This window comes from Tessaracoccus lacteus, assembly GCF_029917005.1.
GTDB classification, from domain to species: Bacteria; Actinomycetota; Actinomycetes; order Propionibacteriales; family Propionibacteriaceae; genus Arachnia; species Arachnia lactea.
Map to the genome: position 1 here is coordinate 699,202 of NZ_CP123967.1, position 16,591 is coordinate 715,792.

Here is a 16,591-nt window from a genome sequence, read left to right on the forward strand (position 1 = left end):
TTCACGGCCCCACCTCCTCGTCGAGGAACACCTCCAGCGCGCTCTGCAGCCGATTCTCCCCAAGCGGGAGCAGCAGCACGACTTTGCGGCCATCCGCGCCGGGAACGGTGTCGTACCCGCGGGTCATCGAGGCCCGCTCCGACCAAGGGGACTCGTTGGTCATGGGGCCGATCCCGAGGTCGAGCCGACCGGCCTCGAGAGCGTCGACGATCTCCTCCTCGCCCAGCACGGTGAACTCGACGTCCGCATCGCGGGTGGCGGCGAAGCCGCTGACCAGGTCGGGCAGTGGGCCGGTCACCCGCGAGCCGGTGACCTCCACGAGGCCGACGGCGGGTGAGGCCCCCACCCGGAGCGTGCCGCCGGTGACGCGCTCCAGGGTCCCGTCCGGGTCCGTGGGGATCGTCACGGAGCAGCCGGCGAGTAGGCAGCAGACCAGACTCACAGCTGCCAACGCCACGCCACGCATGATGCTCCTCCCGGGATGCTGGGAGTCTACGATGGGTGGCGCCCAGCGGGCGGAATCAGCCGAGTTTCAGTGTGCCGCGGTGGAGGGCGGGAAGATGTGGTCGAACGCGTCGGGTGCCGGCTGGGTGAAGCGGGGCTCCCGCTTGCCGAGGAACGCGAGCCCTCCCTCGCGGCCGTCCCCGTGCGCGGCGTGGCGCAGCGCAAGTGACTCGGCCAGGTGTGCCTCCAGCACGCCGACGTCCGCCAGGTGTCGGAACACCAGCTGACGGGTCAGGGCGACGGCGTGCGCGGAGCGGCCTCGGGTCATCTGGTCCGCGACGGCGCGGGCCGCGAGCAGAAGGTCGTCGGGCTCGTGCACCGAGCCCACCAGCCCCACCTCGAGAGCTCTCCTGGCGTCGATGATGTCGCCGCTGTAGAGCAGCTCCAGGGCGGCCGGCACCCCGATCAGCCGCGGGAGGAACCAGGTGGAGCACGCCTCGGGCGTGATGCCGAGGCGGGCGAACACGAATCCCATCCGCGCCGTGGTCGAGGCGAGCCGGAAGTCCATGGGCAGCGTCATGGTGGACCCGACGCCGACGGCCGGCCCGTTGATGGCCGCGATGATCGGTTTGCGACACTCGAGGATGGCGAGCGTCAGCTTGCCGCCCGGCTCGCGGACCCCCTCGGCGACCTCCGGCTCCTGCCAGCGGGCGGCCAGCTCTGCCGGTCCGAGGTCCATCGACGGGTCGAAGCCGAAGACGTTGTCCGAGTCGCTGAGCTGCATCCCCGCGCAGAACGCGCGGCCCGCACCCGTGACGATGATGGCGCGGACGGAGCCGTCGCCGTCGAGGTCCCGCAGGGCATCGACGAACTCCGCGCCCATCTCCAACGAGAATGCGTTGAGCACGTCGGGCCGGCTCAGCGTCAGGGTGGCGATGCCGTCCTCGACGGCGGTGGTGACGGTGCTCATGGATGCCTCTTCAATCGTCGGACGGCGGCTGCGTACTCCTCGTCCAGCCGGTAGACGAGTTGCGCGACGGATGGGGTGTCGGTGATGCCAGCCACCGAATGACCGGCCGACCAGATGTCGCGCCAGGCCTTGGCGTCCGTCTCCGATGGCGTGGTCAGGTGGGAGAGGTCGACCGGCCCGGGAGGCGCGTCCGGGTCGATGCCGGCCCGCGCGAGGGACTCGGCGAGGAAGTTGGCGGGGATGGAGCTGACCGAGGGCGTGTAGACGATGTCCTCGGGCCCGGCCGCCGCGAGCAGGTCGCGGTAGGCCGCGCTTGCCATCGACTCCTGCGTCGCGATGAAGCGGGTGCCGAGGTAGGCGAGGTCCGCGCCGAGCGCGACCGCGGCGGCGACGTCGGCCCCGGTGCTCAGCCCGCCGCCGAGCAGGAGGGTTCCGTCGAACCAGTTCCGCACCGCGGTGACGAAGGAGAAGGGGTTCAGCCTGCCCGCATGTCCACCCGCCCCCGCGGCGACGAGGATCAGCCCGTCGACCCCGGCGCCTGCGGCCCGCCTCGCGTGGGCGAGAGTCGTCACGTCGTGGAACACGAGCCCCCCGTACCCGTGCACGGCGTCGACGACACGGTCGGAGGCGCCGAGCGACGTGATGACGACCGGCACCCGGTGCTCGACGATGACGTCGAGGTCGGCGGCGAGCCGCGGGTTCGAGGAGTGGGCGATGAGGTTGACGCCGTAGGGGGCGTTGTGGGCTTCCGCGGCGATCCGCGCGAGCCACTCGCGCAGACCCGCTGTCGTGCGCTGGTTCAGCGCGGGGAGGGTACCGAGCACGCCGGCATGCGCGCAGGCCAGCACCAGCTCCGGGCCGGACACCAGGAACATGGGAGCGGCGACGACGGGCAGCCGCAGCCCGGCGAGACGTTCAGGCAGCGCCATTGCAGCCTCAGCGTGGTGGGGGGTCGGCTCAGGCGTCCAGGTCCTGGGCGACCATGTCCGCGATCTTGTCGACCGCCTCCGCATTGTCGGAGGTCACCGTGACCTCGGCGCCCTTCTCCGCCCCGAGGGTCATGATCAGGAGCGAGCTGGCCGCATCGACCTCGGAGTCGCCCATCTGCAGGAAGATGTCGTCGTCGTACTCGCCGGCGGCAGCCGCGATGAGCGCGGCGGGGCGGGCGTGCAGTCCGACGTGCGATCCGACGGTCACTGTCTTGCTGGGCAAGGTGTGCTCCTTTACACAGGGGGGGGCGCCAGGTGGCGTGCGTCCAGCTTAGCGGCTCCTTCCCGGCCCCTCCCCGGTCCCCTATCTGAGTCCCGGCCGCCCTTGAGTCGCCTCGCCTTCCCCTGCCTTCCCCCGCGCCGCAGACTCCTTCCCCCAGACGCCAACGATATGCACAGACGCCAACGGTATTTGCGCGAGTGTCGTTGGCGTCTGGCTATTTCGTTGGCGCCTGGGAGTTTTCGTTGGCGTCAGCTGGGGGAGGGGCCGACGGCGCGGCGTACGATGAGGCGCAACAAGGGGGCGAGCATGATGGAGTGCTTCGACGCGGGGTCGGGAAAGCGCCCGACTTCACCGCACGCTGCCGGCGAGACCGACCTCCGGGCGGGCTGCTGACATGGCCGGCACCGCGGCAGTGATCCTGGCCGGCGGCCGCTCGACGCGGATGCCCGGCAACAAGCTGGCGCTCGTCATCGACGGGCGCACCCTCCTCGAGCGCGCGGTGGCCGCCGCCACCGCCGTGTCGCACCCCGTCGTGGTCGCCGGCCCGCGGCCGCACTGGTGGCTCGACGACGGCACCGATGTCACGTTCGTCGTCGAGGACCCGCCGTTCGGGGGCCCCGTCGCGGGCATCGCGGCCGCCCTCCCGCGGCTGGGGGACGCCGACGACGTGTTCCTGCTGGCGGGAGACCTCGCCGACCCCGCCTCCGTCGTCCGCCTCCTGTGCGACGCCGAGCTCGCGCACGACGGCGTCGTCCTCGAGGACGTCGACGGCGTAGCCCAGCCGCTCGCGGGGCGCTACCGGCTCGCCGCGCTGCGGGCCGCCGTCGAGCGGCTGGGCCACGTCCGAAACGTCGAGGTCCGCACGGTGATGCGGTCGCTGTCCCTGATGCGGCTGCCGGCCCCGGAGCCTGTCACACGCAACGTGGACACGCCTGCCGCCGCGCATGCCGTGCGCGCGATCATGCCGCGCGCGTCGACCCCCTGAGGTGCGCGGCGTGCGGGTTGCTCCCCTCGCTGCGCTCGGGGCACCTCGACGAGCTCGGCGAACCGGGCGCGGGTTGCTCCCCTCGCTGCGCTCGGGGCACCTCGACGGGCTCGGTGAACCGGGCGCGGGTTGCTCCCCTCGCTGCGCTCGGGGCACCTCGACGAGCTCGGCGAACCGGGCGCGGGTTCGTCCCCTCGCTGGGCTCGGGGCACCTCGACAGGCTCGGCGAACCAGTGGGCCAGGGTGCCTCGACAAGCTCGGCGGACGGATAGCCCGGCGGAGGTCAGACGCGCTGCAGCCAGACAGTGACGTCGGTCGGGAGTTCGCCGTCGACGTCCGCGCTGGCCAGCAGCACGGTCCAGCCCTCGGGCAAGGGCTGCGGGTCCCCCAGCACGTTGGTCAGCACGCGCACGTCGCCGTTGTCGAAGCCGACGACGTGCTCGCCTGCGTCGAGCCAGGTCAGCTCGCCGCGGCCGAGCCCGAACTCGCGACGCAGCCGGAGCGCGTCGCGGTACAGCGTCCAGGTGGACCCGGCGACCCCGACCTGACGGTCCGCGGCCAGCTCTTCGAACGAGTCGGGCTGCGGCAGCCAGGACTCGCCGGTGGGGGAGAAGCCGTAGGCCGGCGCGTCGGCGAGCCACGGCAGCGGCACGCGGCACCCGTCGCGCCCGACGCGCGTGTGGCCCGAGCGGGTCCAGGTTGGGTCCTGGCGCACGTCGTCGGCGAGCGTCGTGTGGTCGGGCAGGCCGAGCTCCTCGCCTTGGTACAGGTACGCCGACCCGGGCAGCGCGAGCATCATGAGCGTCGCCGCGCGGCCGCGGCGCAGGCCGAGCACGTTGTCGGGCTGCTCGTCGCGCAGTCCGAGGCCCTCGTGGCTGGAGCCGGGCACCGTGAGGCCGAGCCGGCTGACGTGCCGGACGACGTCGTGGTTGCTGAGCACCCAGGTCGTCGGCGCGCCGACGGACTCGTTTGCGGCCATGGTCGACGCGATGACCTTGCGGTAGGCGTCGGCGTCCCACAGGCAGTCGAGGAACTCGAAGTTGAAGGCCGTGTGCATCTCGTCGGGGCGCAGGTACAGCTTGAGGCGCTCGGGGTCCTCGACCCAGGCCTCGGCCACCAGCGAGCGGTCGCCGTCGTAGCCGTCGAGCACCGCGCGCCAGCGCCGGTAGATCTCGTGCACGCCGTCCTGGTCCCACTGGGGGCCGGTCTGGAAGCCGAGGTCGGAGTCCGTGGAGACCTGGTCCGGCAGCCCCTCGGCCTTGACAAGCCCGTGGGCGACATCGACGCGGAACCCGTCGACGCCCTTGTCGAGCCAGAACCGCAGGGTGTCGTCGAACAGCTCGCGGACGGGCTCGTGCTCCCAGTTCCAGTCGGGCTGCTCGGGGTCGAACAGGTGCAGGTACCACTGCTCCGGGGTGCCGTCGGCCGCGGTCAGGCGCGTCCAGGAGCGGCCGCCGAACACCGCGGTCCAGTTGTTAGGCGGCAGTTCGCCCTCGTCGCCCAGCCCGTCGCGGAACAGGTAGTTCTCCCGTTCGGGCGAGCCGGGCCCGGCGGCCAGAGCGGCCTGGAACAGCCGGTGCTCGCTGGAGGAGTGGTTGGGGACAAGGTCGACGATGATCCTGAGGCCACGCTCGTGCGCCTCGGCGATCAGTGCGTCGGCGTCGGCGAGGTCGCCGAACATGGGGTCGACGTCGCAGTAGTCGGCCACGTCGTAGCCCGCATCGGCCATCGGCGAGGTGTAGAACGGCGACAGCCAGACGGCGTCGACGCCCAGGTCGCGGAGATAGTCGAGCTTCGAGATCACGCCCCTGAGGTCGCCGTAGCCGTCGCCCGAGGCGTCGGCGAAGGAGCGGGGGTAGATCTGGTAGATGACGGCGTCGCGCCACCACTGGTGAGTCATGCGGCAGGTCCTGTCGATTGGCGGATGATGAGGTCGGGGTGGAAGAGCATCTCGGTGGACTCGGCCGGTGGCCGTTCCAGTGCGCTGAGCAGCGCGTCGACCGCGGCCCGGCACAGCGCCGCCACGGGCTGGTGCACCGTGGTGAGGGCAGGGGCGGTGAACGGCATCAGCGCCGAGTCGTCGAAACCGACGACGGAGACGTCGCCGGGGATGTCGAGGCCCCGGGAGCGGGCCTCGCGCATCGCGCCGAGAGCCATGACGTCCGAGCCGCACACGATGGCGGTGTGGCCGGCGTCGAGCAGGCGGGCGGCCGCGCTCTGGCCGCCCTCGCCGGTGAAGAACGTGCTGACAACGCTCGACTCGTCGAACCCGAGGTCGAGGAAGGCGGCGACCTTGCGCGCCGTCGGCTGGTACCTGCGTTGGCCCACGGCCAGCCCGATGCGCGTGTGCCCGAGGCTGCGGAGGTGGGCGACGGACTGTGCGACGGAGGCCGCGTCGTCGGTCGAGAGGAAGGAGCCGGTCACCTCCGGGTGCCAGGCGTTGATGGAGACCAGCTGGATGCCCGCGCGGTTGAGGCCGAGGTAGCGCTCGGGAGAGCTGAGCTCGTCGGCCAGCGTGCCCGAGACCGAGATGACGCCCGGCACGTCGAGCCCGCCCAGCACATCGGACATCTGCTCCTCCGCGGTGCGCGAGGGGCCGATGACGAGCAGCAGCATCACGCGGCCGGCCGCGGACAGCAGCAGGGACAGCTCGTTGGCGAAGGCGGCGAACGTCGGGTTGCCGAGCTCGGGGATCAGGACGGCGACGTGGCGGCCACGGGCGGCCGACGGCTGCCCCGTCGGGATGCCGAGCCGCCCGGCGGCGACGAGCACCTGGTCCCTGGTGGCCTGCGCGACGCCCGGTCGGTCGTTCAGGACGCGCGACACTGTGGCGGTCGAGACCCCGGCGGCGGCGGCGATGTCGGCCAGTCTGGCGATCATGGTGCTCCTTCCGCTCGTGGGTCCCGCCATCCTGGCAGAGCCTTGCATGGACTGCAAACACTGCAAGATTCTTGCAGTTGTCCGGGTCGCCGCGCTCGCCGGGGGTCGCGATGAGCACGACACACTTGTCGTCGCGCGAAACGGCCGGAAACGGGGCAGAATCGACGACGGGCAGGAGGATCTGCTCAAGTGCGAGGAGACGGCATGCAGCACCTGAGGCGCTTCCAGCCCGGCGACGAGGCCGGTATCTCGCGGGTGTGCCTGCTGACAGCGCGCTTCGGCGGCGACGCGACGGGCATGATCAGCGACGACCGGCTCTGGGGCGACGTGTTCGCCCTGCCGTACCCCGCCCGCGACCCCGGCCTGACGTTCGTCGTCGACGACGGCGACAGGAACGTGGTCGGCTACGTGCTCGGCACGGACGACACCTCGGCCTTCGAGGCCTGGTTCCGCGACGTCTGGTGGCCGCCGCTCGCCCCGTCGGCGGAAGGGAAGGACCGCGTCGAGGCGGGGCTGATCGGGTTCGCCAACTCGCTCGGCATAGAGCCCCTTCCGTTCCTGGCCGAGTATCCCGCGCACGTCCACATCGACCTGCTGCCCGCGGCGCAGGGCGGCGGCTGGGGCCGTCGGCTGATGGAGCGCTACGTCGACGAGCTACGGGCGCGCGCCGTCCCCGGCGTCCACCTGGGAGCGTCGTCCGACAACACGAACGCCGTCGCGTTCTACCGTCACCTCGGCTGGACGGAACTCGCCGTGCCCGACGATCCCGGCACGGCCTTCTTCGGGCTCCGGCTGGCCTGAGAATGAGCAGATCCTCCTGCTCATCGCGAGATTTCGCCCGAAAACGGCCGTTTTCAGCGATGACAAGTGTGTCGTGCTCATCGCGACCCAGGGGAGCGGGGCCGGGGCGGGGTCAGAGGCGGGCACCGTCGAGGAGGCGGACGACGTGGTCGGCGCGGGCGACGAGAGCCGGGTCGTGCGTGGAGACGACCGCGGCGAGGCCGCGCTCATGGGCGAGTTCGACGATCAGGTCCATGATCGTGGCGGCGGTATCCGAGTCGAGCTGGCCCGTCGGCTCGTCGGCGATCAGGATGTCCGGCCCCGCGACGACGGCGCGCGCGATGCCGACCCGCTGCTGCTGTCCGCCCGAGAGCTCGTGCGGGCGCTGGTGCGCGTGCCGCGCCAGGCCGACGCGCTCCAGCGCCTCCGCGACGCGCCGCGACCGCTCCTTCGGTTCCACCTGCGCGAGCCGGAGCGGCACCTCGACGTTCTCCGCGGCCGACAGCACCGGGATCAGCCCGAACGTCTGGAAGACGTAGCCGATCCGCCGCCTCCTGACCGCCAGCACCTCGGCCTCGGGCAGCTCCGACAGCACCCGGGTGTCGTCCAGCAGCACCCGCCCCGACGTCGGCCGGTCCAGCCCGCCGAGCAGGTTCAGCAGCGTCGTCTTGCCCGACCCCGACGGGCCGGTGACCGCCGTCAGCCGACCTGCCGCCACCTCCAGGGAGACGCCCGTGAGTGCGTGCACGAGAGTCTCGCCCGAGCCGAAGTCGCGGGTCAGGTCGACGCCCGTCAGGCGAGACGTGGTCATGAATCCTCCTGTGTCCCGTGGCGGGGCGCCGGAGCCGTGGCCGGTTCGCCCGGCCAGACGCCGACGTGGTCGCTCTCCCGGTGGATGCGGACCCTGTCGTGCAGCTGCAGCGCCGCCACGTGCTCCGCGGGGAGCTGCACGCGCCCCGTGCGGTCGATCACCGAGTACTCCTCGACGACCTCGCGGACGCCGTCGCCGTCGGCGACCGTGTGACGCAGCACCTCCGTGGACGTCCGGCCGTCGCGGATCTGCACTGTGCGGGCGACGTGCCCGCTGACCATGGGGTCGTGCGTCACGATCAGGACGGTGGTGTCCAACTCGGTCGCGGCCGTTCGCATCGCGTCGAGCACCTGTGCCGAGTGCACCTCGTCGAGCTCGCCGGTCGGCTCGTCGGCCAGCAGCACCGACGGGGCGTTCGCCAGCGCGGTGGCGATCGCGACCCGCTGCTGCTGGCCGCCCGACAGCGAGCCGGGCCGACGGTCGGCGCAGTCCGCCACGTCGAGGAGATCCAGCAGCAGCCCGGCGCGCTCCTCGCGACGACCGCGTCCCGCGATCACCATAGGCAGCGCGACGTTCTCGGCGGCGCTCAGGAAGGGCAGGAGGTTTCGGGAGGTCTGCTGGAACACGAAGCCGACGCTGTGCCGACGGAAGTCGACGCGCTGCCGGCGGCCCATCGCCGTCAGGTCCTCGCCCGCGACCCGCGCCCGACCGCCGGTGGGGGTGTCGAGGCCCGACAGGATGTTCAGCAGCGTCGACTTGCCAGACCCGGACGCCCCGACCAGCGCGACGACCTCGCCGGCCTCGACCGTGAGGTTCAGCCCCTGTAGCGCCTGCACCTCGATGCCCTCGCTGCGGTGGATCCGCACGAGGTCCTCGCACCAGATGTCCGGACCGGCGTGCGTGCGCCGGGCGCGCGACAGGTCATGCGTGCGTGGTGTCATCGTTCCTCCGGAGTTGGTCTGCGACGTCGACGCGGCCCGCGCGCCACGCCTGGGTCAGGATGGAGAGGCCCGCCGCGGCGAGCAGCCCGGCGAGCACGGCGCCCAGCCCGAGCGGGTCGACATGGAGCGACGGCGCGGTCGCCGACTCCGTCAGCGAGGCGAGGTCGACGCTGCGCACCAGCAGGGCGGCGATGCCGAGCCCCGCGGCCGCGCCCACCAGGAGAGCCACCGCGACGATCGGCGCCAGCTCCCACGCCGTGAGCTGCCTGAGCTGCGCCGGCCCGAGACCCAGGGTCCTGAGAATCGCGCCCAGCGAGCGCCGCTCCTGCGCCGCGAGCGCCTGCGACGCGGCCGTGGCCAGCAGCAGGAGCCCGACGGTGCCGAGGGCAAGGACGCCGAAGATGCGGGTCAGCCCCGTCAGGGTCGGGCTCGAGCGCAGCGCGTCCAGCTCGGCGGCGGCCGTCTGCACCTTCGCCGTCGGCAGGAGGTCGGCGACCCTGTCGGCCACCGCGGCCGGGTCCGCGTCGTCGTCGAGCGAGACCAGCGCCAGCGTCGACGCCACGTCGCCGCCGCCGGGCCACCGGTCGACGTCGGCCAGCGCCCATGCCGAGCCGGTCAGCACGCCGGGCAGGTCGTCTACGCTGCGCGCGACGGTGACCGCCCCGAGCGCGCCGAGAGTGCCGGAACCGGTGCCCCCAGCGCCGCCCGTCACGATCCGTGCGTCCCCGCCGTCCTCGAACAGTTCCTCCGGGACCGCGTCGCCGCCCGCCGCGGCCGCGTAGACCACCGGCAGCGAGTCATCGGCCAGCCAGAGCCGCACGAGGGTCGAGTCGTCGCCCTGGCGGAGCGTCTCGTTCGACGAGGCGAGGCGCAGGCGCGTCATCGCGGCGACGCCATCGATCCCGGCCAGCTGCCCGGCCATTTCATCGGTGATGGGCGGCCCGCTGACGCGCACGTCGCCGCCGACCTCGCTCCACGCGGAGCTGTCGACCCCGGCCGAGACCGTGCCGAGCAGCAGCGACGAGGTGACGGCCATGGTGGTACCCAGCACGACCGCGGCCACCGGGACGGCGCCGCCAGCGGGGGAGCGCAGGGCCCGGGCCGCGCCCAGGAAGCCGACCAGCCCGCGACGCGGGCGCAGCGCCGCCTGCAGCGCGCGCAGAGGGAGCGGGTAGAGCCGGAGGACGGCCAGCACCACGGCGACGGCGACCAGCAGGGGAGAGGCGACGGCGAGCACGCCGCCGGTCGGGCCGGAGGCCAGCTGCCACGCCGAGACCCCCGCGGCCAGCAGCACGAGCATTTCGGCGACGACCCGCCACCTGGCCGTCGCGCGGCCCGGGGATCCGGGGGCGGCGGTCAGCGACGCGGTCAGCAGCCCGGCGGGCACCAGGGCCACCAGCAGTGTCCAGAACCACGCGACCCAACCGTCGCTTCCCGGCGAGAGGGCGGCGGCCGCCAGGTGCCCCAGCGCGGCCGACGGCACGCCCACCGCGAGCCCCTCGACGAGGGCCAGGCTGCGTTGCTGGCGCCGGGACAGGCCGCGCGCGGCGGTCAGGGCCGACGTCCCGCGGCGCCGGTCGGCCACCAGCCGCGCGGCGAGCAGGACGAGAGCCGCCCCGACACCGAGCGGGCCCGCGGCGCTGACCCACACCAGGGTCCGCGTGGTGACCTGCTGAGCCGACACCGAGGTCAGGGCCGGACCGAGCTCGGTAGCCAGCCGGACGGTCGTCGCGCCGTCGGGCGAGACGCTCCACGACGGCGCCGTCAGCCCGGTGACCTGCGCGTTCAGGGAGTCGACGTCCACGCCAGAGCCCCCGACCGCGGCCGGGTCGAGCCGGAACCACAGGGTGGTGCGGAACGGCGCCTGTAGGCGGCCCGTCGGGTCCCCGCCTGCCAGCTCGTCCGGCAGGAACACGCCGACCTCGAGCTCGATGCCCCGGTTCGGGTCGCTCAGCTCGTTGTAGCGACGCCCGAGCTCGAGGTGCTCCCAGCGCACGTCGGTCGCGTCGCGGGGGCGGAAGATCCCGGTGATCAGGTAGTCGTTGCCGACGACGTCGCCGACCTCCCAGCCCATGCGTGTGGCCGCGTCGGCGAGGACGGCGACCTGCTGTGGCCCCTCGTCGTCGAGCGCGGGCCACGCTCCGTCGGTCAGCTCGGCATGCTCCGCGAGCGCGGGGTCGACCAGCAGGTGCCACGTGACGGTGTAGTAGCCGGAGGCCTGCGGCGGCACGCTGGAGGTGGTCGTGGCGTACTGCGCGACGAACTGCGCGGGCGCCAGCAGCGATCGCAGCGGCTCCGGCTGCGCCTGCCGGATGGCCTCGGCGGCATCGGCGTTGTCGTCCCACGGGTCGTGCAGCTGGCCGTCGAGCGGCGCCGGGACGCTCCAGGTGCCCGACACGTCGCCGGCGATGGCCGACAGCGAGCCCAACCGCTGGGCCAGCTGCCGGTCGTCGAGGTCGGCGACCAGCCGGGGAACGGCTGTCGCCAGGGCGGAGACGACGGCGACGGTGAACGCCAGCAGCATCGTCGGCCACGGCCCGTCGGCCACCTGGCGCCGCAGGAGCGTCCACAGGGTCATCGGACCTCCTCCCGGTACTCCGCGTCGCGCGCCTGGCCGAGCACGGCCGCGCCCGCCAGCGCGACGACCACCGCGGTCGCGGTCGCGCCGGCCGCCAGCAGCGCGGCCAGCTGGGGCAGGTCCGCGACCAGCGCGACGGGGAGGTCGGCCCCGGTCGAGTGCGCCAGCGGCGCGGTCACCAGCGCCGCGACGCCGAGGCCTCCCGCGACGCCGGCGGCTGCGGCCAGCGCCGCGACGACGGCCGACTCCCAGACCCTGGCCGCTGCCTGGGCCGCCGGCGTCATGCCGAGCGCCCGCAGCACGGCCACCTCGGGCCTGCGGGCGCGCAGTTGGGCGGCCGACGCCGCGGCAACACCGGCAGCGGCCAGTGCGACGGCACCGACGGCGGCGAGCCGCATCGAACCGGCGGTCAGCGCCGTCGGGCCGTCGGCCGACGCAGGGGTCGGTCGGGTGACGTCTGTCACGCCGGGCTCGGCTGCCAGCGCGGCCAGCTGGTCGTCCGTGCCGTCCCCGGCCCACAGCTCGGCCGGTCCGCCGAGCGTGCGGCCGTCGGAGGCGAGGGCACGTTCCAGGGCCGCAGAGTCGACCAGCGCCCCGTCGTCGATGCGCGGCAGCGTGTCGACGACAGCCACGACCGTGGCGTCGAAGCGCGCCCCGAAGGCCCCGATGACCAGCGCGTCGCCGACCTCCAGCGACGCGTCCCGGGCGACGGACGTCGTCAGCGCGACGGGCACGGTGTCCGCCGCGGCGTCGCTGAGGTCGGGGGTGGTGGCGCCGCCGGGCAGGATGGCCACGCGCGCGAGCGAGTCTGTGGGGGCGGCGAGCATGGGGACCAGTAGGTTGCCGACCTGACCGGCGTCGGCGCGCCACACGGGGGTCGGCGAGGCGAGCCCGGCCGCGGCTGGCAGCGGCACGTCGTCGGCTGAGGTCGACGAGAGGGTCGCCCTGACCGGCGCCCCGGCGGCCAGCGCGGCGACGTCACCCTCGTAGCGGGCCGCCGAGCCGGCGAACACGGCCGAGAACGTGGCGGTGGACGTCGCGAGCACGATCAGGACGACCGGCACCGCGTGCAGGCGCAGGGCGCGGGCGAGCTGCGCCCCCGCCAGCCACAGCGGCGTGCCGGCCGTGCGCGTGGCCAGTTCCAGCAACCGCGTGACGGGGGCGAGCACCGCGAGGGCGGCGACGGCGACGGCGGCGAGCAGCAACGCCGGGGACAGCGCGGCGACGGGGTCGCCGACCACGCCGGTGTCGATGACCTCCGCCAGGCGTCCGTTCCGGTGCAGCTGCCACGTCGTGAGCGCGGCCAGCGCGCACACCAGTGCCAGCGACGCGGCCCCGGCGACGGCGCGGAGCCGTCCGGAGTCGCGGCCGTCGCGGGGGCGCGAGGAGCGGATGGCCACGCCGCCGAGGGCGCCGGCCGAGAGCGCGAGGGACACCACGGCCCCCGTGTTCACCTGGCCGACGAGAAGCGCGCCGAGGGCCGTGCCGCAGACGGCGACGACCAGCGCCTCGGCCAGGCCGGCGGCGAGCACTTGCCGCCTGGCCGCGCCACGGGCGAACAACAGCCCCACCTCGGATTCGCGGGCGGCGGCCAGCAGGACGGCGACCTGCACCAGTCCGACGGCCGCCACGAGCAGCAGCACCGTCAGGGGGACGATGCGGAGGAACGCGGCGAGCTCGAGGTCGGTGTCCGCGGACGCCGCGGCCGCGGCCAGGTCCCCGCCGACGGTGACGCCGCGGCCCGTGAGGTCCGCGGACTCCGCCAGCTCGCGGGCCCTCCCGGCGCCGGCGGCCAGCGTGCCGAGCCCGGACGCCGTCGCGCCGCCGGGCAGCACGGTCCACTGGACGAAGGGGGAATCGGTGGCCGCGACCACCTTGTCGGCGACGAGCAGCGGGGAACCGACGGCCTCCGCCAGGCGCGCGTCCGTCAGCCGCCAGGTCCCCGTCACCGTCACCGTCCGGCCCGCGACGCTCACCTCGTCGCCGACCTCGAGACCGAGCGCGTCGGCTGCCGAGTGGGGGACGGCCGCCTCATTCTCCGCGGCAGGCAGGGCGCCCTCGACGGCGACGGCGGAGTCGAACAGCGGACCGGCGGCCAGCGTCACGCGCGACGAGCCGACGCGCTGTGGCTCGGTGTCGTAGCTGGTCAGCACCGTGACGGGGGTCGGCGCGAGGCCGCCAGCCAGGGCCTTCCTCGCCGCCTCGTCCTGGGACGTCGGGTCCGCGGCGAGCCGGGTGCGGACCGTCAGCGTCGAGTCGGCGACGGCGTCGGCGGCGGTCTCGTCGGCCAGGCTCGCCCAGTGCCCGAGCGACCCGACGACCAGCCCCGCGACGACCGCCACGAGCGCCAGCAGGACGACGAGCAGCGCGCGGGCGGCGGCCGCCCGACGCAGCGCAACACCTACCCAGCCGGTCATGTGCCCACATGCTAGTCATGGCTCCCCGTGAAGAGGTCCGCCCGGGCGCCTTCCGTATAGGCTGATCCGGTGCCGAACGACTTTGAAGGTCCGAAAGAGGAATGTGGCGTCTTCGGGGTGTGGGCACCCGAGGAGGACGTCGCGCAACTCACGTTCTACGGCCTGTTCGCGCTCCAGCACCGCGGGCAGGAGTCCGCGGGCATCGCGGTCAGCAACGAGCAGCGCATCATGGTCTACAAGGACATGGGGCTCGTGTCCCAGGTGTTCAACGAGGCCACGCTCCGGTCGCTGCCCGGGCGGCTGGCCATCGGCCACACGCGCTATTCCACGACCGGCGCGTCGGTCTGGAACAACGCGCAGCCCACGTTCCGCGCCACGCAGCACGGCGGCCTCGCGCTGGCCCACAACGGCAACCTGACCAACACCGACGAGTTGGAGGACTGGCTGGCCGAGCTCGCCCCGTCGGAGAAGGTGCCGCGCAAGAAGACCATGGACTCGACCAACGACACCTCGCTGGTCACGGCCCTGATGTCCAGCTTCGGCGACCTGCCGCTCGAGGACGTCGCGCTCCGCGTCCTGCCGCGCCTCGTCGGCGCCTTCTGCCTCACCTTCATGACCGAGACGACGCTGTACGCCGCCCGCGACCCGCAGGGCATCCGCCCGCTTGTGCTCGGCCGGCTGAGCAACGGCTGGGTCGTCGCCTCCGAGACCGCGGCCCTCGACATCGTCGGAGCGAGCTTCGTGCGCGAGGTCGAGCCCGGCGAGTTCCTCGCCATCGACGAGCGGGGCCTGCGGACGCAGCGCTTCGCCGAGCCCGAGCCCAAGGGCTGCATCTTCGAGTACGTCTACCTCGCCCGCCCCGACACCACCATCGGCGGCCAGAACGTCCACTCCACCCGCGTGCGGATCGGCCGGAAGCTGGCCGAGGAGTTCCCCGTCGACGCCGATCTCGTCATCCCCGTGCCCGAGTCGGGCACGCCGTCGGCCATCGGCTACGCACAGGGCTCCGGCATCCCCTACGGACAGGGACTCGTCAAGAACGCCTACGTCGGCCGCACCTTCATCCAGCCGAGCCAGACCATCCGCCAGCTCGGCATCCGGCTGAAGCTCAACCCGCTCCGCGAGGTCATCGAGGGCAAGCGGCTCGTCGTCGTCGACGACTCCATCGTGCGCGGCAACACCCAGCGTGCCCTCGTGCGGATGCTCCGCGAGGCGGGCGCCAGTCAGGTGCACGTGCGCATCTCGTCCCCGCCGGTCCAGTGGCCGTGCTTCTACGGCATCGATTTCGCCACCCGCGCCGAGCTCATCGCGCCCGGGCTCAGCGTCGACGAGATCTGCACCTCCATCGGCGCCGACTCGCTCGGCTACATCTCCATCGATGGCCTGACCGAGGCCACCCACATCCCGGCGGACAGCCTCTGCCGGGCCTGCTTCGACGGCAGGTACCCCGTCGCCATCCCACCCGCACAGGCCAAGCTCCTGAACCTGGAGGTCGTGAAGTGAACCAGAGCGCCTACGCCGCCGCCGGCGTCGACATTGAGGCTGGCGACCGCGCCGTCGAGCTGATGAAGGCGTCCGTGCAGCGGACGCGCCGACCCGAGGTGCTCGGCGGGCTCGGCGGTTTCGCCGGGTTCTTCGACGCCTCCGCGCTCAAGGGCTACCGCAACCCGGTGCTCGCCACCTCGACCGACGGCGTGGGCACCAAGGTCGCGATCGCGCAGGCCCTGGACAAGCACGACACCATCGGCTTCGACCTGATCGGCATGCTCGTCGACGACCTCGTCGTCTGCGGCGCCGAGCCGCTGTTCGTCACCGACTACATCGCCACCGGCAAGGTCGTGCCCGAGCGCATCGCGGCCATCGTCTCCGGCATCGCCGACGCCTGCGTCGCGGCCGGCTGCTCGCTGGTCGGCGGCGAGACCGCCGAACACCCCGGCCTGCTCGCACCGCACGAGTACGACATCGCCGGTGCCACCACCGGCGTGGTGGAGAAGGACCAGATCCTCGGCGCCCACCTCGTCCAGCCCGGCGACGCGGTCATCGCGATGAGGTCCTCGGGACTGCACTCCAACGGCTATTCGCTGGTGCGCCACGTGCTGCTCGAGAAGGCGGGATGGAGCCTCGACCGGCACGTCGACGAGCTCGGCCGCACCCTGGGCGAGGAACTGCTCGAGCCCACCAAGGTCTACGCGCTCGACATCCTCGACCTCATCTCCAGGGCCGACGTGCACGCGATGAGCCACATCACCGGCGGCGGGCTCGAGAACAACCTCGCGCGCGTCATCCCGGACGGCATGACAGCCGTGCTGCGGCGCGACAGCTGGACCCCGCCCGCCGTCTTCCAGCTCGTGCAGCAGGTCGGCAACGTTCCCCAGGCCGATATCGATGCCACGCTGAACATGGGCGTCGGCATGGTCGCGATCCTGCCTCAGGCCCAGGTCCCCGCCGCGCTGGCCGCGCTGCAGCAGCGCGAGGTCCACGGCTGGGTGCTCGGCGAGATCATCCACGAGGAGGGGGCCGGCGCGGCGCGGTTAGTCTGACCTGTGGCGCCGACCGATTAATGCGCAGGGAAG

Annotated in this window: 15 protein-coding genes; 5 read left to right on the top strand and 10 right to left on the bottom strand. The window is 73.3% G+C overall.

Going from position 1 to position 16,591, the window contains the following annotated elements; genetic code table 11:
* Nucleotide 1 precedes the first annotated feature (1 nt).
* The 4 genes from QH948_RS03145 to QH948_RS03160 all read right to left on the bottom strand — a co-directional run bounded on the left by QH948_RS03145 (nucleotide 2) and on the right by QH948_RS03160 (nucleotide 2,626).
* The gene (locus tag QH948_RS03145; RefSeq protein WP_281145490.1) at nucleotides 2-457 is read right to left on the bottom strand and encodes a LysR family transcriptional regulator; all 456 of its coding nucleotides are present in this window, start codon (nucleotides 455-457) and stop codon (nucleotides 2-4) included.
* 75 nt (nucleotides 458-532) lie between these two features.
* Nucleotides 533-1,414, bottom strand: a complete 882-nt coding sequence (locus QH948_RS03150; RefSeq protein WP_281145491.1) for an enoyl-CoA hydratase-related protein — start codon at nucleotides 1,412-1,414, stop codon at nucleotides 533-535.
* Nucleotides 1,411-2,343 carry an NAD(P)H-dependent flavin oxidoreductase gene (locus tag QH948_RS03155; RefSeq protein ID WP_281145492.1) on the bottom strand — a complete coding sequence of 311 codons (933 nt, stop codon included), beginning with the start codon at nucleotides 2,341-2,343 and terminating at the stop codon, nucleotides 1,411-1,413. The genes QH948_RS03150 and QH948_RS03155 overlap by 4 nt, the downstream gene beginning before the upstream one ends.
* A 28-nt stretch (nucleotides 2,344-2,371) precedes the next feature.
* Nucleotides 2,372-2,626 (bottom strand): HPr family phosphocarrier protein, encoded by a 255-nt coding sequence (locus tag QH948_RS03160; protein WP_281145493.1) that lies wholly within the window; start codon nucleotides 2,624-2,626, stop codon nucleotides 2,372-2,374.
* A gap of 394 nt (nucleotides 2,627-3,020) precedes the next feature.
* On the opposite strand from QH948_RS03160, the gene mobA reads away from it, so the two are divergent.
* Nucleotides 3,021-3,611, top strand: a complete 591-nt coding sequence (gene mobA, locus QH948_RS03165; RefSeq protein ID WP_281145494.1) for a molybdenum cofactor guanylyltransferase — start codon at nucleotides 3,021-3,023, stop codon at nucleotides 3,609-3,611.
* Nucleotides 3,612-3,894: 283 nt separating this feature from the next.
* Here mobA and QH948_RS03170 read toward each other — a convergent pair whose 3' ends face one another.
* Complete coding sequence (locus QH948_RS03170) at nucleotides 3,895-5,511, bottom strand: glycoside hydrolase family 13 protein (protein ID WP_281145495.1); 1,617 nt, start codon at nucleotides 5,509-5,511, stop codon at nucleotides 3,895-3,897.
* Entirely contained in the window at nucleotides 5,508-6,491 is a 984-nt protein-coding gene (locus tag QH948_RS03175) for a LacI family DNA-binding transcriptional regulator (RefSeq protein WP_281145496.1), read from the bottom strand. The genes QH948_RS03170 and QH948_RS03175 overlap by 4 nt, the downstream gene beginning before the upstream one ends.
* Here QH948_RS03175 and QH948_RS03180 point away from each other — a divergent pair.
* The gene (locus QH948_RS03180) at nucleotides 6,490-6,708 is read left to right on the top strand and encodes a hypothetical protein (protein ID WP_281145497.1); all 219 of its coding nucleotides are present in this window, start codon (nucleotides 6,490-6,492) and stop codon (nucleotides 6,706-6,708) included. The two genes, QH948_RS03175 and QH948_RS03180, sit on opposite strands and share 2 nt — an antisense overlap.
* Nucleotides 6,696-7,292 (top strand): GNAT family N-acetyltransferase, encoded by a 597-nt coding sequence (locus QH948_RS03185; protein WP_281145498.1) that lies wholly within the window; start codon nucleotides 6,696-6,698, stop codon nucleotides 7,290-7,292. The genes QH948_RS03180 and QH948_RS03185 overlap by 13 nt, the downstream gene beginning before the upstream one ends.
* A gap of 112 nt (nucleotides 7,293-7,404) precedes the next feature.
* On the opposite strand, the gene QH948_RS03190 is transcribed toward QH948_RS03185, so the two are convergent.
* From QH948_RS03190 to QH948_RS03205, 4 genes are read right to left on the bottom strand one after another with little or no spacing between them, the layout of a single operon-like run.
* On the bottom strand, nucleotides 7,405-8,082 hold the full coding sequence (locus tag QH948_RS03190) for an ABC transporter ATP-binding protein (protein WP_281145499.1): 678 nt from the start codon (nucleotides 8,080-8,082) through the stop codon (nucleotides 7,405-7,407).
* Nucleotides 8,079-9,023, bottom strand: a complete 945-nt coding sequence (locus QH948_RS03195; RefSeq protein WP_281145500.1) for an ABC transporter ATP-binding protein — start codon at nucleotides 9,021-9,023, stop codon at nucleotides 8,079-8,081. Before QH948_RS03195 ends, QH948_RS03190 begins: the two co-directional genes overlap by 4 nt.
* Complete coding sequence (locus tag QH948_RS03200; RefSeq protein ID WP_281145501.1) at nucleotides 9,004-11,601, bottom strand: FtsX-like permease family protein; 2,598 nt, start codon at nucleotides 11,599-11,601, stop codon at nucleotides 9,004-9,006. Before QH948_RS03200 ends, QH948_RS03195 begins: the two co-directional genes overlap by 20 nt.
* Complete coding sequence (locus QH948_RS03205; RefSeq protein ID WP_281145502.1) at nucleotides 11,598-14,018, bottom strand: FtsX-like permease family protein; 2,421 nt, start codon at nucleotides 14,016-14,018, stop codon at nucleotides 11,598-11,600. The genes QH948_RS03200 and QH948_RS03205 overlap by 4 nt, the downstream gene beginning before the upstream one ends.
* A gap of 69 nt (nucleotides 14,019-14,087) precedes the next feature.
* Between QH948_RS03205 and purF the strand changes: the two genes are divergently transcribed.
* Nucleotides 14,088-15,521 (top strand): amidophosphoribosyltransferase, encoded by a 1,434-nt coding sequence (purF, locus tag QH948_RS03210; RefSeq protein ID WP_281145503.1) that lies wholly within the window; start codon nucleotides 14,088-14,090, stop codon nucleotides 15,519-15,521.
* Complete coding sequence (gene purM / locus QH948_RS03215; RefSeq protein ID WP_281145504.1) at nucleotides 15,518-16,558, top strand: phosphoribosylformylglycinamidine cyclo-ligase; 1,041 nt, start codon at nucleotides 15,518-15,520, stop codon at nucleotides 16,556-16,558. The genes purF and purM overlap by 4 nt, the downstream gene beginning before the upstream one ends.
* Nucleotides 16,559-16,591 lie beyond the last annotated feature (33 nt).

Bases quoted from the DNA above. Each gene is read 5' to 3' on its own strand.
- QH948_RS03205 (WP_281145502.1), bottom strand. From the start codon at position 14,018: ATGACCGGCTGGGTAGGTGTTGCGCTGCGTCGGGCGGCCGCCGCCCGC.
- QH948_RS03150 (WP_281145491.1), bottom strand. From the start codon at position 1,414: ATGAGCACCGTCACCACCGCCGTCGAGGACGGCATCGCCACCCTGACG.
- QH948_RS03200 (WP_281145501.1), bottom strand. From the start codon at position 11,601: ATGACCCTGTGGACGCTCCTGCGGCGCCAGGTGGCCGACGGGCCGTGG.
- QH948_RS03185 (WP_281145498.1), top strand. From the start codon at position 6,696: ATGCAGCACCTGAGGCGCTTCCAGCCCGGCGACGAGGCCGGTATCTCG.
- QH948_RS03155 (WP_281145492.1), bottom strand. From the start codon at position 2,343: ATGGCGCTGCCTGAACGTCTCGCCGGGCTGCGGCTGCCCGTCGTCGCC.
- QH948_RS03170 (WP_281145495.1), bottom strand. From the start codon at position 5,511: ATGACTCACCAGTGGTGGCGCGACGCCGTCATCTACCAGATCTACCCC.
- QH948_RS03175 (WP_281145496.1), bottom strand. From the start codon at position 6,491: ATGATCGCCAGACTGGCCGACATCGCCGCCGCCGCCGGGGTCTCGACC.
- mobA (WP_281145494.1), top strand. From the start codon at position 3,021: ATGGCCGGCACCGCGGCAGTGATCCTGGCCGGCGGCCGCTCGACGCGG.
- QH948_RS03190 (WP_281145499.1), bottom strand. From the start codon at position 8,082: ATGACCACGTCTCGCCTGACGGGCGTCGACCTGACCCGCGACTTCGGC.
- QH948_RS03180 (WP_281145497.1), top strand. From the start codon at position 6,490: ATGGTGCTCCTTCCGCTCGTGGGTCCCGCCATCCTGGCAGAGCCTTGC.
- QH948_RS03195 (WP_281145500.1), bottom strand. From the start codon at position 9,023: ATGACACCACGCACGCATGACCTGTCGCGCGCCCGGCGCACGCACGCC.